Genomic DNA, 13,534 nt, shown 5'->3' on the forward strand with positions numbered 1-13,534 from the left:
TTGATTTATTGCATTAATCTATGAGCGTAATCGATGAATTACACCTTACGACAGTTGCGCACCTTTGTGGCGGTGGCGCAGCACGGCAGTTTCAGCCAGGCAGGGCAGGCGATTGGGCTGAGCCAGTCGGCTGTCAGTCACAGTATTAAAGAGCTGGAAGCGGAGATGGGCGTACGGCTGCTGGATCGCACCACGCGCGAGGTGTTACTGAGCGAAGCCGGACAGCAACTGGCAACGCGGCTGGAACGACTGCTGGAGGAACTGAATACCACGCTGCTGGATGTGCGCAGCTATGGCGAGCAGCGCAGCGGCACGGTGCGCGTGGCGGCCAGCCAGACGCCCTCGGCGCATCTGATGCCGCAATGTCTGGCCAGCAGCCAGCTGCGCTACCCCGACATTCGGGTGATTCTGCACGACCGCGTGCAGCAGTGGGTATTGCAGAGCGTGCGCAATGCGGAAGTCGATTTTGGCATCGTCATCGGTCCGCTGCAGGATGCGGATTTCGATAGCGAGGAGATTCTGCAGGAGCCGTTTTTACTGTTGTGCCATCAGGATGATGCGCTGGCGCAGGTGCCGCAGGCTCAGTGGTCAATGCTGGCTGGTCGCGCTATGGTGCTGCAGGATTACGCGTCGGGCAGCCGTTTGCTGGTCGATGCCGCATTGCAGCGGCTGGCGCTGAACGTGCAGGTGGTGCAGGAGATTGGCCATCCGGCCACGCTTTATCCGATGGTGGAAGCGGGCATTGGCATCAGTATCTTACCGGCACTGGCGCTGCCGCTGCCGTCCGGACGTAAGCTAACGGTGCGCCGGCTCTATCCGGAGATCAATCGCAGCCTGATGCTGATTAAACGCAAAAACCGGTCACTCACCCCGGCAGCGGAGGCTATCTGGCAGGAAGTGCGTCAGCAGGCGGCGCTGCTGACGCAGGATCGCGCGCTTAATCCGGCGTTTTAAACATAAACGTCAAGTTGGTTGCTGTCGGTTGGGCGGTTGATGCCATCCGCTTTCACTGCAGTAACCTCCTGTTTCTCCTGCTTCTGCTCCGCTTTCTCCTTTTCCTGCTTCTGCAACTGCTGGATTTGCGCCTGCAGCAGCTGAATCTGCGCGTTAATCGTCTCCTGCTTCTCCTTTCTTTGCTTCTCGGTCAGGCTTTTGTCCTTCGCGATGTCTTTCAGTTCATCGTTCAGGCTGGCGATTTGTTTGGTCAGGCTGGCGATTTTCGAGGCGCTATCGCTACTGCCGGATGCGCTTCCGGAGCCGGAAGTACTGCTGCTGCCAATATTGGTATTGGTCGAAATGGTGGTCATAACGTTCTCCTTGCAAATGTGCCCTTTCGTTATCGGAACGCAGCCGCTGCGGCTTGAGGGTGAGAGGTGTTAAATTTGCGAAAAGGTTTCGTCAGGAACGAGGGCGAAAGGGGATAGGGCGGGTACGGCCTCAGGCTGAGCGCGTTCTTTCTTCACAGCTGAAGCGGAAAAGCGCCCTTTGGGCGCTCTTTCCTGAATCTGGTGGGTCGTGCAGGATATGCCTCGGCCCATCCGGGGCCTCGTCCTGCGGGTGATGCTGGCGCATCAGCCTGAATCGCTCCCGGCGATTCAGTCGAACCTGCAGCAGGTCCTCATCCTGCACGTTCAGCATCGGTGCACAGAAACGAAAAAAGCGCCCTGATGGCGCTTTTTCCTGAATTTGGTGGGTCGTGCAGGATTCGAACCTGCGACCAATTGATTAAAAGTCAACTGCTCTACCAACTGAGCTAACGACCCGAAGTGGTGGGTGATGACGGGCTCGAACCGCCGACCCCCTCCTTGTAAGGGAGATGCTCTACCAACTGAGCTAATCACCCACTTCGGTACTGCTTAACAAGAGTGTCATCTGACTAAGATATGGTGGGTGATGACGGGCTCGAACCGCCGACCCCCTCCTTGTAAGGGAGATGCTCTACCAACTGAGCTAATCACCCATATCTTATCTCTTGTTCACTGCGGGCCATCTCATTAAGAGTGGTGGGTGATGACGGGCTCGAACCGCCGACCCCCTCCTTGTAAGGGAGATGCTCTACCAACTGAGCTAATCACCCCCGCTGTGTGGAGTCGCATTATAGGGATCCTTCGAAGTGAGTCAACGCTTTTTAAAACATAAATGTGCGTTCGCTTTAAATTTAGACATCATGCAGCGCTTTTAGCCAATGTGCTGGTTTTATTAGCAGAAAAACGCACTTCTGCCCGCGCAGCCAGCGTGACAGTGATTGAGGAATCAGCCTCACCTGCTAGAATATGCGCACTGTTTTTCCGCGTTAACCCGTTTTTTTGTCATCCAGACAACGAAACCTGCGCATTTAAGGCAATGCTGAATGAAAATCAAAACTCGCTTCGCACCCAGCCCGACGGGCTACCTGCACGTCGGTGGTGCGCGTACTGCGCTTTACTCATGGCTTTATGCTCGCCATAACCAGGGCGAATTCGTCCTGCGTATCGAAGATACCGACCTGGAGCGCTCCACGCCGGAAGCGATCGAAGCCATTATGGATGGGATGAACTGGCTGAATCTCGACTGGGATGAGGGCCCGTACTACCAGACCAAACGCTTCGACCGTTATAACGACGTTATCGACGAAATGCTGGAAGCCGGTACTGCTTATAAATGCTATTGCTCGAAAGAGCGTCTGGACGCGCTGCGTGAAGAGCAGATGGAAAAAGGCGAGAAGCCCCGTTATGACGGCCGCTGCCGCGACAGCCATGAACATCATGCTGCCGATGAACCGTGCGTGGTGCGCTTCCGCAACCCGCAGGACGGTTCGGTGATTTTTGACGATCAGATTCGTGGTCCGATCGAATTCAGCAACCAGGAACTGGATGATCTGATCATCCGCCGTACCGACGGTTCACCGACCTACAATTTCTGTGTGGTGGTCGACGACTGGGATATGGGCATCACGCACGTTATTCGTGGTGAAGACCATATCAACAACACGCCGCGTCAGATCAACATCCTGAAAGCGATTGGTGCGGAAGTGCCAACTTATGCGCACGTATCCATGATCCTCGGCGATGACGGCAAAAAGCTGTCCAAGCGTCACGGTGCTGTGGGCGTCATGCAGTATCGCGACGACGGCTACCTGCCGGAAGCGCTGCTTAATTATCTGGTGCGCCTCGGCTGGTCGCACGGCGATCAGGAGATTTTCAGCGTGGCGGAAATGACTGAACTGTTCACCCTCGATGCGGTGAGCAAATCGGCCAGCGCCTTCAACACCGAGAAACTGCAGTGGCTCAACCACCACTACATTAATACGCTGCCGCCGGAATATGTCGCGACCCAGCTGCAGTGGCACATTGAGCAGCAGAACATCGATACCCGTACCGGACCGGAGCTGGCGAAGCTGGTGACGCTGCTGGGTGAGCGCTGCAAAACGCTGGTCGAAATCGCCGCGTCCTGCCGCTACTTCTATGAAGAATTTGATGCGTTTGATGCGGATGCAGCGAAAAAGCATCTGCGTCCGGTGGCGCGTCAGCCGCTGGAAGTGGTACGCGACAAGCTGGCGGCCATCAACGACAGCGACTGGAATGCGGAAAACGTGCATCACGCCATTCAGGCTGCTGCGGATCAACTCGAGCTCGGCATGGGCAAAGTCGGTATGCCGCTGCGCGTTGCCGTAACCGGTGCCGGTCAGTCGCCTGGGCTCGACGTGACGGTGGAAGCCATCGGCCGCAGCCGCAGCGTGGCGCGTATCGAAAAAGCACTGGCGTTTATCGCGGAGCGTGAAGCACAGGCCTGATTGAGCTGAACAGCGGCCTGTCAGGCTGCTGTGATAAGGCAGGCAACAAAAAAGCCGGAAGCATCTCACTGCTTCCGGCTTTTCTATTCTTCCTGGATTCCTAACCGCTGTAATACGCCCCTGATCCCTTCCCGCAATAACAGCGCCGCCAGTTGTTCCTGTTCGGTGGCCGTCATTTGCTGGACAGAATTTATTAATAACGCAGGTAACGTATTTTGCTGAGCGCCGTAATTCGCCGCCGGTTCGTTTGCATGGCGGGTGGACTGAATGAAGCTTTTGACACGCTCATCAATGTGGATTAATCGCGCCTTACCGCCCTGTACACCGGGCTTGGGCGTGGTCGTCCAGTTTTCACGCTTGATCCATTTATTCACCGTCTGCCGACTGTAGCCCGTTTCCAGCGCAAGCTCTTCGGGAGTGAGCCATTCCTTTTTCACGATGCTGTCCCTGTTAAATACATTAGCTCTACATATTACAACAAAACGTTACGGGGAAAAGTAATCAAGGCAGAAAATGCCTTTTGCTGTGCGACAAAAGGCAAAATCGGTTTACTGCGCTTCGCTGACCGCCGCCTGTGCCGGACGGAAGGCGAGGAAATAGGTGAGGCCGACAAAGATCGCACCGCCCACACCATTACCTAAAAATACCGCAACCACGTTAGGTGCAAATTCTGCCCAGCTCATCTGACCGGCAAAAATTGCGGCAGGCACGATAAACATATTGGCCACCACGTGCTGGAAACCGATTGCCACGAAGGCCATCACCGGGAACCACATGCCGAAGATTTTGCCGACCATATCTTTACTGGCGAAGGCCAGCCATACCGCCAGGCACACCAGCCAGTTGCAGCCGATGCCGGAGATGAACGCGTGCATGAAATCGGCGTTCACTTTGGCATGGGCGATCGCCACGGTTTTCTTCAGATAGTCGCCTTCGGTCATGCCGAGCAGATGGCCGAAGAACCATGCTACCGCAACGCTGCCAATAAAATTGGCGATGGTGACCCAAAACCAGTTACGCAGCACGCTGAAACCGCTAATGCGGCGCGCGAACCAAGCAATGGGCAGCGTCATCATGTTGCCGGTCAGCAGTTCGCCACCCGCCAGCACGGTCAGAATCAGTCCGACCGGGAATACCGCCGCACCGAGGAAGCCGGCAAACGAGCCCCATTCAGCAGGCAGCTGGTTAATAACGTGCAGATCGAGCAGGAAGCCGGTGGCGATAAACGCGCCAGCCATAAAGCCAAGAATTAATAAGGTGGAAACCGGCAGACGGCTTTTAGCCACGCCGGCCTGAATCGCCAGTTGCGCGATCTCTTTAGGTGTATGCAGCGACATAGTTCACTTTTCTTTTATTAAACAAGGAGGACGTGCTGGCCGGTTAGCGAGTGAATACCCTGGACGGCTAACCGGTTAATTAGCGCGCTAAGTTTTACACGCACCATTAACGAAAACAAGCCTGACGCTAACATCTTTAACCTAAAGTTAACCTCGGCGTGGCGCACCGTTGAGGCGGCGTTGAGATAACGGCTGAGGGCAGGGATGACGAGCACACGCTGCGCTGAAAAAAAAGCCACGGCGACACAGGGTTGCCGCCTTTTTCAGCGATCGCACGCAGAACGAGAATTTGCCGTTGACACTCAAACAGCGGTCTCATATTATGCCGTCCGTCGAGGTAACTCGGCGGTTTTTTCGGTACGGGGCTATAGCTCAGCTGGGAGAGCGCTTGCATGGCATGCAAGAGGTCAGCGGTTCGATCCCGCTTAGCTCCACCAAACCGCTCCCAACGGTTTGCACTGAAAAAACGAATTCCAGATGTGGGGGTATAGCTCAGCTGGGAGAGCGCTTGCATGGCATGCAAGAGGTCAGCGGTTCGATCCCGCTTATCTCCACCAATTCTCTGTTCGTTCAGAACAAACGTACTTAAAACCCGATAATAATACTGCCCGTTTGCGCAGTGTGACGTTACATTCGCCGACTGGCTGCGCGCAATGGCGCTGACCTGCAGCGCCTTTCCGTGTTAAACCGTCACGGCCTGTGGCTGCAGCTGCAGCACGCGAAAACCGTGGGTACCGTCGCGATCCAGTTGCGCCACCAGACCATATTCCCAGTCGAGATAGGCCTGCATCACGTCCGGTTCAATATCGGTGCCTTCGTACGGGCGGCGATAACGATCGATGGGCGGCGAGAGCAGGCGCTGCTCGCCCTGTTCGGTGGGCAGACCGGCGGCGCGCCAGGCTGCATTGCCTCCCGCCAGCACCCGCACCGGTTTGCCGCTCAGCGTGGCAATTTGCTCCACGGCATAGCTGGCCAGCAGACTGCTGCCGCAGGTCAGCACATAGCGGCCAGCATCGGGCAGTAGTGCCTTGCCCTGCTGCTGCAGGGTGGAACGCAGCAGCCAGGCCGCACCGGGAATATGGCTGTTGCGGTAATTGGCGAGCGTGGTGAAATCCAGCACCTGCGTGTCGCCAGCCGCCAGCCACTCGGCCAGCTGCGCGGGGGAGATCGATTCCGGCGCAGCAACCGGCGCGACCTGCGGCTGCCAGCTACCGACAGCGCTGAAATCGCTGGCCTGCAATGCGTCAAGCACCGCCACCTGCCAGCCAAGCTGCGCCAGCCAGGAGCCGGTCATATTGGCGCGGACACCGTCATCATCCACCAGCACGATACGCGCACCGCGCACGCTGGCGTAATGATCGGTCTCCTGTACCAGCTGGCCGCCCGCCACGTGGCGGCTGCCCGGCAGATGACCGGCGGCGTACTCTTCGGCATCACGCACGTCAAACAGGTAGGTGGTGCGTGCTTCCTGCTGCCAGCGCGTCAGCGTCGCCAGAGGAATGCGTGTCACACCAGCGCGATCGGCAATGGCGCGTGCCTGGCTCGCGGCCTGACGTTGCGCGGTTTCGCTGGCGTTGCCATAGCGGCGGCTCTGCCCATGCTCCAGCGCATGACCGGCCAGCGTCCAGCCAATGGTGCCGTTGCGCAGCGCGAATACCGGATTACGAATACCGGCATTGACCAGCGACTGCGTGCCAATAATGCTGCGCGTGCGTCCGGCGCAATTCACAATCACTGTGGTGCGCGGTGAGGGGGCTATATCGCGCACGCGCAGCACCAGTTCGCCGCCCGGTACGCTGGTGGCGCCCGGAATGCTCATGGTGTGATATTCATCAAAGCGCCGCGCATCCAGCACCACCACGTCGGCATCATTGCTAATCAGCGTCTGTACCTCATCGGCGGAGAGCGAAGGCGTGCGGGCATGATGTTCCACCAGTTCGCCAAACGCTTTGCTGGGTGAATTAACATCGATAAACAGCTCGCCGCCAGCCGCCTGCCAGCCGGCTAAATCATCGGCCAGTAGCGTGACCTGCTGATAACCCAGCGCGGCGAGACGTTCAGCGGCGGTCTGCGCCAGGCCTTCGCCGTTGTCATACAGCGTAATGGCGGTGTGACGTTGGGGAATGCGGTCCAGCAGCTCCAGCTCCAGCTTTGACAGCGGAATGTTGACGGCAAACAGCGGGTGCCCGGTGGCAAACAGCGCCTCATCGCGCACGTCAATGATCGCCACTTCCTGTTGCTGACGCAGCGCTGCCAGCAGTTCCGCCGCCTGGCGAAACGGGAAAACCGGTTTAGTCATGTGAAAGGTCCCAAATGTTAGGTAGATAACGGTTGCTGTAGCCGGAAATAAAGCGCTTTTCGTGGCCGTCGGCGGTGTAGACCGCGCGCTCAACCGCGCCGATATTCGCGCCATACACGTGGATACTGACAGAGACGCGATCGTCATAGGCGTTGCTGACGCGATGGATATCACCGACCGTTGGCGACACCGCCTCCACGTTGCCGGGTTCAAGCCGCACCGGCGCACCTTCTGCCTGTAAACCGTGCGGGCCCGGCTGCCACGATTGTGAAATCTCGGCGCCGCGCAGCATGCCAATCAGGCCCCAGACGCGGTGATCGTGAATCGGCGTCTGCTGACCCGGCCCCCAGACAAAACTCACCACGGAAAAGCGCTGCTGCGCATCGGCATACAGCAGATATTGCTGATAGTGCTGCGGATGGGGCTGGGTAAACGCCTCATCCAGCCAGTCATCGTGGCGAATCAGTTCGGCCAGCCAGCCGCTGCCCTGCCGCAAAATGGTCGCTTCATCCGGCTGGCTGTCGAGCAGGGTGGCCAGCCGGGCGACGAAGGTGCGCAGGCGATGGTGCTGATAATCACTCATGATTTGTCTCCCGGCGCGTGCTGGGCGATGCGGTTAGCGGCGGCGGACAGGCTGAAGTCAAACGCCTGGCTGACATCGACCTGCTTTGGCAACACCTGATAACGATGGAAAAAGTCGGCGGATTTCTGCAGCGTGGCAATCAGGTGCGTATCAAACACCAGCGGGCGGATGCGCGCATCGTCAATCCAGCTGCGGGTAATGGCGGTGGGCATATTCAGGGTTTGGCTCAGCACGCCAGCGAATTCCTGCGGATGGTGTTGCGCCCAGATTTGCGCCTTCGCCAGTCGCGCCAGCAGGTCGGCAATCGCTTCCCGCTTGCCGGCGTCCTGCAACGCTTCATTGCGGGCCAGTGCGTAGGAGTAACCAGACATAATGCCTTTACCGCCGCCGTCCGGCACGCGCACCGTACCGTCGATGGCGGTCGAGGTGGCGATATAGGGCTCCCACGGCGCCCAGGCCGCGACCGCACCGGACGTCAGCGCCGCGCGGCCATCCACCGGTCCAAGGAAGCGCAGCGTGACATCCTGCGGCGTCAGGCCAGCGCGCTCCAGCAGGCCCAGCAGCAGATAGTGTCCCCAGCCGCCGCGGTTGACCGCGATCTGCTTACCTTTTAAATCCTGCAGCCGGTGAATGCCGGCGTCGGGGCGGGTCAGCAGGGCAATGCTGTCCGGATTATTCTGCCAGGCACCCACGGCTTTCACCGGCGCGCCTGCCGCATAGACAAACAGAAACGGCAAATCACCGGTAAAGCCAACATCGAGCGCCCCGGCATTGAGCGCTTCCTGCACCGGCGCGCCGGAGTCAAAAGCGGTGAGCTTAAGATCGTAAGGCAGATTGTTCAGTTCGCCCGAAGCTTTCAGGGCGGCAAAACGATCGCCTTTCACATCGCCGAGGCGCAGCGTGACTTTATCGGCCGCCAGTAGCGGCTGGAGTGACGCGAGGGCCAGCGCAACACCGGCAAACAGAGCGGCGAGACGCATCAGGCGCTCCTTTTTTCAGTTGCGCTGAGCGCAGCCACTTTTTCACGCGTCAGCGGCAGCAGTTCACGGCCGTATTCCACCGCATCATTCAGCGGGTCAAATCCGCGGATCAGCACGCTATGAATGCCGAGGCGATAATAATCCAGCAGCGCCTCAGAAACCTGATCCGGCGTGCCGACCAGCGCGGTGGAGTTGTAGCCGCCCTGCACCAGTTTTGCCACGCCGGTCCACAACACTTTGTCGTGGCGTTCGCTCTCATGCGCCGCCGCCAGCAGACGCTGCGCACCGACACTCTGCGGCTTCGGCAAACCAAAGGTATAGCCGGTCTCCGCCAGCTGCTTCTCTGCGGTGGCGCGGATATGTTCGGCGCGCTCCCAGGCTTCTTTTTCGGTGTTACCCAGAATAGGCCGGAAGGAGATGTTAAACGCAATCTGGCGCCCCTGCGCGGCCGCCGCCGCACGCACATTACGTACCGTCTCGGCCGCGCCTTTTAACGGTTCGCCCCACAGCGCGAAGACATCGGCATGCCGCGCCGCCACGTCAATCGCCTCCGGTGACGATCCGCCGAAATAGATCGGCAGCTTATGTTGCAGCGGTTTGATGGCAGAGAAAGCCTGCTCAGCCTGGTAAAACCGGCCCTGATGATCGTAAGGCTGCGGCGATTCAAGGCTCTGTTTCAGCACGCTGAGAAATTCGTCGGTGCGCGCATAGCGTTCAGCCTTGCTGAGAAAATCACCGTCGCGGCGCTGTTCGCTGTCGCTGCCGCCGCTGATAATGTGCACGGCCAGGCGGCCGTCGGTGAGATGGTCGAGCGAAGCCAGCTTGCGGGCCGCCAGCGTGGGCGCGACAAACCCCGGACGGTGCGCCAGCAGGAATTTAATCTTCTGGGTATGCGCCGCTGCGTGAGCGGTGACCAGAAAGCCATCGGGTTGATCGGACCAGTAGCCGACAAGGATGCGGTCGAAGCCGGCCGCTTCATGGGCGCGGGCAAAGCGGGCAATGTAATCTTTATCGAACAACGTGCCGGACGCGGGAATGATTTCTGAGGCAAGCCGGTGGCCAATCATGCCGAGGAACTGAATGCTCATGCGATTCTCCTGAGGTGAGGTCAGAAAGAAAAGCTACGGGCGCAGACGGCAACAACGGAAATTCGATATTGTGCAAAGGGTTTGCGGGAAACGGTGAAGCAGGGCGTGACGCGGCGGCAGGCTGACTGACGCGGGATATAACGCTTAGGTATATAAAAGAAGAGAAGGGCGAGCCGCAGCCCGCCCTGTAGATCAGAAGCCCAGCACCAGACCGGCGATGGCGGCGGAGAGCACGCTCACCAGCGTCGAGCCGTACAGCAGTTTCAGGCCGAAACGTGATACCACGTTACCCTGCTCTTCATGCAGACCTTTGATCGCGCCTGCGACAATGCCGATTGAGGAGAAGTTGGCGAAGGAGACCAGGAACACCGAAAGAATGCCTTCCGCATGCGGCGACAGCTGACCGGCGATTTTCTGCAGGTCCATCATTGCAACGAATTCGTTAGAAACCAGCTTGGTCGCCATGATGCTGCCCACCTGCAGCGCTTCGCTGGATGGCACGCCCATTACCCAGGCAAACGGATAGAACACATAGCCCAGCACGCCCTGGAAGCTGATGCCGAAGATGGTATCAAACAGCGCGTTGAGGCCGGAGATCAGCGCGATAAAGCCAATCAGCATCGCCGCAACGATAATCGCCACCTTGAAACCGGCCAGAATGTATTCACCCAGCATCTCAAAGAAGCTCTGACCTTTATGCAGATCCTGCAGCTGCAGGTCTTCTTCGCTTTCCACGCGGTACGGGTTAATCAGCGACAGCACGATAAAGGTACTGAACATGTTGAGCACCAGCGCGGCCACCACGTACTTTGGCTGCAGCATCGTCATATAGGCGCCCACAATCGACATCGACACTGTCGACATCGCGGTAGCTGCCATGGTGTACATGCGGCGCTGTGACATTTTGCCGAGGATATCCTTATAGGCGATAAAGTTTTCTGACTGTCCCAGAATCAGAGAGCTGACGGCGTTAAAGGATTCCAGTTTGCCCATGCCGTTGATCTTCGACAGCACGGTACCGATAGCGCGAATCACCCACGGCAGGATGCGGAAATGCTGCAAAATACCGATCAGGGCCGAGATGAAGACGATAGGGCACAAAACATTGAGGAAGAAGAAGGCCAGACCTTTCTCGTTCATGTTACCGAACACGAAATTCGTACCCTCTGCTGCATATTTGAGCAGATGATCAAACAGCCCGGCGAAACCTTTAACAAAGCCAAGGCCTGCTTCGGAGTTAAGGAAGAACCACGCCAGCAGCACTTCAATCACCAGCAGCTGAACGATATAGCGAATCCGGATACTCTTACGATCGTGACTGACGAGTAACGCCAGCACGGCTACCACCACCAATGCTAAAAGGAAGTGCAAAATATGGGACATATCGGCTCCAAATTTGAGGAGGGTTGTATTTTGCTGCGTATTCTATGTAACGCGTTACTTAAAAACGAGATCAAAACCACAATATAAGTATTCGGTATCGCTTTATTTCTCAGATTAGTCTCACCGCTCACAACCTGTTTACAAAACGATTACAAGAAATATCCACAAAGAGATTGTCTATAATTTGACCCGGGAGTAGAGTGAAACCTGTTGCATAATTTTTAGCAAGCGCTAACTTTACCTTGTGGTATAGCAATGGCTATACTTTATAGCACCATCTATCAATGCGATAACTATAACCAAATTTCACTTGCCTTGAATGCCCCGTAAGCTGGATGGGTCAGACAAGCGTTAGGACAGGGTCAAAACTATGTCAGAAAGTCGCACCGCCGAGCGCGCCGCTCGCGGAGCCAGAAAGATCAAGCTCGCGCTGCTGGGACCGGCCTTCATCGCGGCCATTGGTTATATCGATCCCGGCAACTTTGCCACCAACATCCAGGCGGGGGCCGCGTACGGCTACAAACTGCTGTGGGTGGTGGTATGGGCCAACATCATGGCGATGCTGATCCAGCTGATGTCCGCCAAGCTGGGCATTGCCACCGGTAAAAACCTCGCCGAGCATATTCGCGATCGCTTCCCGCGTCCGGCGGTGTGGTTCTACTGGGTACAGGCGGAGATCATCGCCATGGCCACCGATCTGGCGGAATTCATCGGGGCTGCGCTCGGCTTTAAGCTGCTGCTCGGCATCTCGCTGCTGCAGGGCGCGGTGTTAACCGGTATCGCCACGTTCCTGATTCTGATGTTGCAGAACCGTGGACAGAAGCCGCTGGAGCTGGTGATTGGCGGGCTGCTGCTGTTTGTCGCCGCCGCTTATATCGTTGAACTGTTCTTCTCGCAGCCGCGCGTCAGCGATCTGGTGGTGGGCATGGCGCTGCCGAGCCTGCCCACTTCTGACGCGGTATTCCTCGCGGCTGGCGTGCTGGGCGCGACCATTATGCCGCACGTCATTTATCTGCACTCGGCGCTGACGCAGTACGGTAATAAAGGCAGCAAGGCGGAGCGCTACTCCTCCACCAAGCTCGACGTGGCGATCGCCATGACCATCGCCGGTTTCGTTAACCTGGCGATGATGGCCACCGCAGCGGCCGCGTTTCACTTTAGCGGTCACACCAGCATTGTCGATCTCGACCAGGCCTATCTGACGCTGCAGCCGCTGCTGGGTCACGCGGCGGCGATTGTGTTCGGGCTGAGTCTGGTAGCGGCTGGTCTCTCTTCTACCGTGGTGGGCACGCTGGCCGGCCAGGTGGTGATGCAGGGCTTTATCCGCTTCCACATTCCGCTGTGGTTCCGTCGCACCATTACCATGCTGCCGTCCTTTATTGTTATCTGGGCGGGCTGGGATCCGACGCGCATTCTGGTGATGAGCCAGGTGCTGCTGAGCTTCGGTATTGCGCTGGCGCTGATTCCGCTGCTGTCGTTCAGCGGTAACCGTGACATCATGGGCGATGAACTGGTGAACTCACGCCTGATGCAAAATGCCGGTCGTCTGATTGTGGTGCTGGTGGTGGCACTGAATATCTATCTGCTGGTGGGCGAAGCGCTCGGCTGGTAAGCAAATGACTGAATAAAAAAATCCCGGCTGCGTCTGCGCCGGGATTTTTTTTAATGGTGATGATGGTCGTGGCGGTCATGCCGATCGTGTCGGTGATCGTGACGCCAGTGTTCGCGACGTTCGCGCTCGTGCCAGCGGCGCTCACGTTCACGCTCCCAGGCTCGATGGCGTTTCCACTCTTCGTGACGCCACCAGCGATGATCGTTGTACTGATAGCGATCGTGCCACCAGCGCGGTTCACGCCAGCGACCGCCGTCCCAGTAGTAGCCGCGACGATCGCGATCGCCGAGATGCAGCGTGACGCCAGGGGCCAGATTGATGGTAGCGCTACTGGCTTCAGCTGTGTGCAGCGCCAGAGGGGATAACGTTGCCAGCAAAGCGGCAAACAAAATTGCACGTTTCATACTTTCTCCTCATCGATAGCATCGAGGCTACCGTGGCGCTAGTGTGCCATATCGGACCAGACACGCCTTGAGATTT

Annotated in this window: 12 protein-coding genes, 6 tRNA genes and 1 other RNA gene; 5 read left to right on the top strand and 14 right to left on the bottom strand. The window is 57.7% G+C overall.

Features of this window, described 5'->3' with window-relative positions; translation table 11 throughout:
* Positions 1 to 33 precede the first annotated feature (33 nt).
* The gene (locus ABVR31_RS05915) at positions 34 to 954 is read left to right on the top strand and encodes a LysR family transcriptional regulator (protein WP_021508089.1); all 921 of its coding nucleotides are present in this window, start codon (positions 34 to 36) and stop codon (positions 952 to 954) included.
* Here ABVR31_RS05915 and ABVR31_RS05920 read toward each other — a convergent pair.
* The 6 genes from ABVR31_RS05920 to ABVR31_RS05945 all read right to left on the bottom strand — a co-directional run bounded on the left by ABVR31_RS05920 (position 951) and on the right by ABVR31_RS05945 (position 2,077).
* On the bottom strand, positions 951 to 1,307 hold the full coding sequence (locus ABVR31_RS05920; protein ID WP_141496624.1) for a FlxA-like family protein: 357 nt from the start codon (positions 1,305 to 1,307) through the stop codon (positions 951 to 953). The genes ABVR31_RS05915 and ABVR31_RS05920 overlap by 4 nt on opposite strands.
* Positions 1,308 to 1,506: 199 nt before the next feature.
* Positions 1,507 to 1,643, bottom strand: a non-coding RNA gene (locus ABVR31_RS05925) — RtT sRNA.
* Positions 1,644 to 1,687: 44 nt separating this feature from the next.
* Positions 1,688 to 1,763: transfer RNA gene (locus tag ABVR31_RS05930), tRNA-Lys, on the bottom strand.
* Between the two features lie 4 nt (positions 1,764 to 1,767).
* Positions 1,768 to 1,843: transfer RNA gene (locus ABVR31_RS05935), tRNA-Val, on the bottom strand.
* Between the two features lie 41 nt (positions 1,844 to 1,884).
* Positions 1,885 to 1,960: transfer RNA gene (locus tag ABVR31_RS05940), tRNA-Val, on the bottom strand.
* 41 nt (positions 1,961 to 2,001) lie between these two features.
* A tRNA-Val gene (locus tag ABVR31_RS05945) sits at positions 2,002 to 2,077 on the bottom strand.
* 273 nt (positions 2,078 to 2,350) lie between these two features.
* Between ABVR31_RS05945 and gltX the strand changes: the two genes are divergently transcribed.
* Positions 2,351 to 3,772, top strand: a complete 1,422-nt coding sequence (gene gltX, locus ABVR31_RS05950) for a glutamate--tRNA ligase (RefSeq protein ID WP_288422164.1) — start codon at positions 2,351 to 2,353, stop codon at positions 3,770 to 3,772.
* An 83-nt stretch (positions 3,773 to 3,855) separates the two neighbouring features.
* Here the strand turns inward: gltX and ABVR31_RS05955 are convergent, their stop codons facing one another.
* Complete coding sequence (locus tag ABVR31_RS05955) at positions 3,856 to 4,209, bottom strand: YfeC-like transcriptional regulator (RefSeq protein ID WP_058758359.1); 354 nt, start codon at positions 4,207 to 4,209, stop codon at positions 3,856 to 3,858.
* A gap of 111 nt (positions 4,210 to 4,320) precedes the next feature.
* Positions 4,321 to 5,109, bottom strand: coding sequence for a formate/nitrite transporter family protein (locus tag ABVR31_RS05960; RefSeq protein WP_021508241.1), 789 nt, complete (start codon positions 5,107 to 5,109; stop codon positions 4,321 to 4,323).
* A 361-nt stretch (positions 5,110 to 5,470) separates the two neighbouring features.
* Between ABVR31_RS05960 and ABVR31_RS05965 the strand changes: the two genes are divergently transcribed.
* Positions 5,471 to 5,546: transfer RNA gene (locus ABVR31_RS05965), tRNA-Ala, on the top strand.
* Positions 5,547 to 5,590: 44 nt separating this feature from the next.
* Positions 5,591 to 5,666, top strand: a tRNA-Ala gene (locus ABVR31_RS05970).
* Positions 5,667 to 5,791: 125 nt separating this feature from the next.
* Here the strand turns inward: ABVR31_RS05970 and ABVR31_RS05975 are convergent.
* The 5 genes from ABVR31_RS05975 to ABVR31_RS05995 all read right to left on the bottom strand — a co-directional run bounded on the left by ABVR31_RS05975 (position 5,792) and on the right by ABVR31_RS05995 (position 11,442).
* On the bottom strand, positions 5,792 to 7,408 hold the full coding sequence (locus ABVR31_RS05975) for a rhodanese homology domain-containing protein (RefSeq protein WP_372772088.1): 1,617 nt from the start codon (positions 7,406 to 7,408) through the stop codon (positions 5,792 to 5,794).
* Positions 7,401 to 7,991, bottom strand: coding sequence for a cysteine dioxygenase (locus ABVR31_RS05980; protein WP_159378597.1), 591 nt, complete (start codon positions 7,989 to 7,991; stop codon positions 7,401 to 7,403). The genes ABVR31_RS05975 and ABVR31_RS05980 overlap by 8 nt, the downstream gene beginning before the upstream one ends.
* Positions 7,988 to 8,971, bottom strand: coding sequence for an ABC transporter substrate-binding protein (locus ABVR31_RS05985; RefSeq protein WP_059012165.1), 984 nt, complete (start codon positions 8,969 to 8,971; stop codon positions 7,988 to 7,990). The genes ABVR31_RS05980 and ABVR31_RS05985 overlap by 4 nt, the downstream gene beginning before the upstream one ends.
* The gene (locus ABVR31_RS05990) at positions 8,971 to 10,059 is read right to left on the bottom strand and encodes an LLM class flavin-dependent oxidoreductase (protein WP_021508245.1); all 1,089 of its coding nucleotides are present in this window, start codon (positions 10,057 to 10,059) and stop codon (positions 8,971 to 8,973) included. Before ABVR31_RS05990 ends, ABVR31_RS05985 begins: the two co-directional genes overlap by 1 nt.
* Positions 10,060 to 10,251: 192 nt before the next feature.
* Entirely contained in the window at positions 10,252 to 11,442 is a 1,191-nt protein-coding gene (locus ABVR31_RS05995; RefSeq protein WP_141496629.1) for a NupC/NupG family nucleoside CNT transporter, read from the bottom strand.
* A gap of 370 nt (positions 11,443 to 11,812) precedes the next feature.
* Here ABVR31_RS05995 and ABVR31_RS06000 point away from each other — a divergent pair, with 370 nt between their 5' ends.
* Positions 11,813 to 13,054, top strand: a complete 1,242-nt coding sequence (locus ABVR31_RS06000) for an Nramp family divalent metal transporter (protein ID WP_372772091.1) — start codon at positions 11,813 to 11,815, stop codon at positions 13,052 to 13,054.
* Positions 13,055 to 13,104: 50 nt separating this feature from the next.
* On the opposite strand, the gene ABVR31_RS06005 is transcribed toward ABVR31_RS06000, so the two are convergent.
* On the bottom strand, positions 13,105 to 13,458 hold the full coding sequence (locus tag ABVR31_RS06005) for a DUF2502 domain-containing protein (protein WP_058758363.1): 354 nt from the start codon (positions 13,456 to 13,458) through the stop codon (positions 13,105 to 13,107).
* Positions 13,459 to 13,534: the final 76 nt, after the last annotated feature.

Source organism: Pantoea sp. WEP (genome assembly GCF_041678305.1).
GTDB lineage: Bacteria > Pseudomonadota > Gammaproteobacteria > Enterobacterales > Enterobacteriaceae > Pantoea > Pantoea dispersa.

Excerpts from the sequence above, each read along its gene's own strand:
- ABVR31_RS06005 (WP_058758363.1), bottom strand. The coding sequence starts at position 13,458 with ATGAAACGTGCAATTTTGTTTGCCGCTTTGCTGGCAACGTTATCCCCT.
- ABVR31_RS05995 (WP_141496629.1), bottom strand. The coding sequence starts at position 11,442 with ATGTCCCATATTTTGCACTTCCTTTTAGCATTGGTGGTGGTAGCCGTG.
- ABVR31_RS05960 (WP_021508241.1), bottom strand. The coding sequence starts at position 5,109 with ATGTCGCTGCATACACCTAAAGAGATCGCGCAACTGGCGATTCAGGCC.
- ABVR31_RS05920 (WP_141496624.1), bottom strand. The coding sequence starts at position 1,307 with ATGACCACCATTTCGACCAATACCAATATTGGCAGCAGCAGTACTTCC.
- ABVR31_RS05985 (WP_059012165.1), bottom strand. The coding sequence starts at position 8,971 with ATGCGTCTCGCCGCTCTGTTTGCCGGTGTTGCGCTGGCCCTCGCGTCA.
- ABVR31_RS05915 (WP_021508089.1), top strand. The coding sequence starts at position 34 with ATGAATTACACCTTACGACAGTTGCGCACCTTTGTGGCGGTGGCGCAG.
- ABVR31_RS05975 (WP_372772088.1), bottom strand. The coding sequence starts at position 7,408 with ATGACTAAACCGGTTTTCCCGTTTCGCCAGGCGGCGGAACTGCTGGCA.
- gltX (WP_288422164.1), top strand. The coding sequence starts at position 2,351 with ATGAAAATCAAAACTCGCTTCGCACCCAGCCCGACGGGCTACCTGCAC.
- ABVR31_RS05980 (WP_159378597.1), bottom strand. The coding sequence starts at position 7,991 with ATGAGTGATTATCAGCACCATCGCCTGCGCACCTTCGTCGCCCGGCTG.
- ABVR31_RS06000 (WP_372772091.1), top strand. The coding sequence starts at position 11,813 with ATGTCAGAAAGTCGCACCGCCGAGCGCGCCGCTCGCGGAGCCAGAAAG.
- ABVR31_RS05990 (WP_021508245.1), bottom strand. The coding sequence starts at position 10,059 with ATGAGCATTCAGTTCCTCGGCATGATTGGCCACCGGCTTGCCTCAGAA.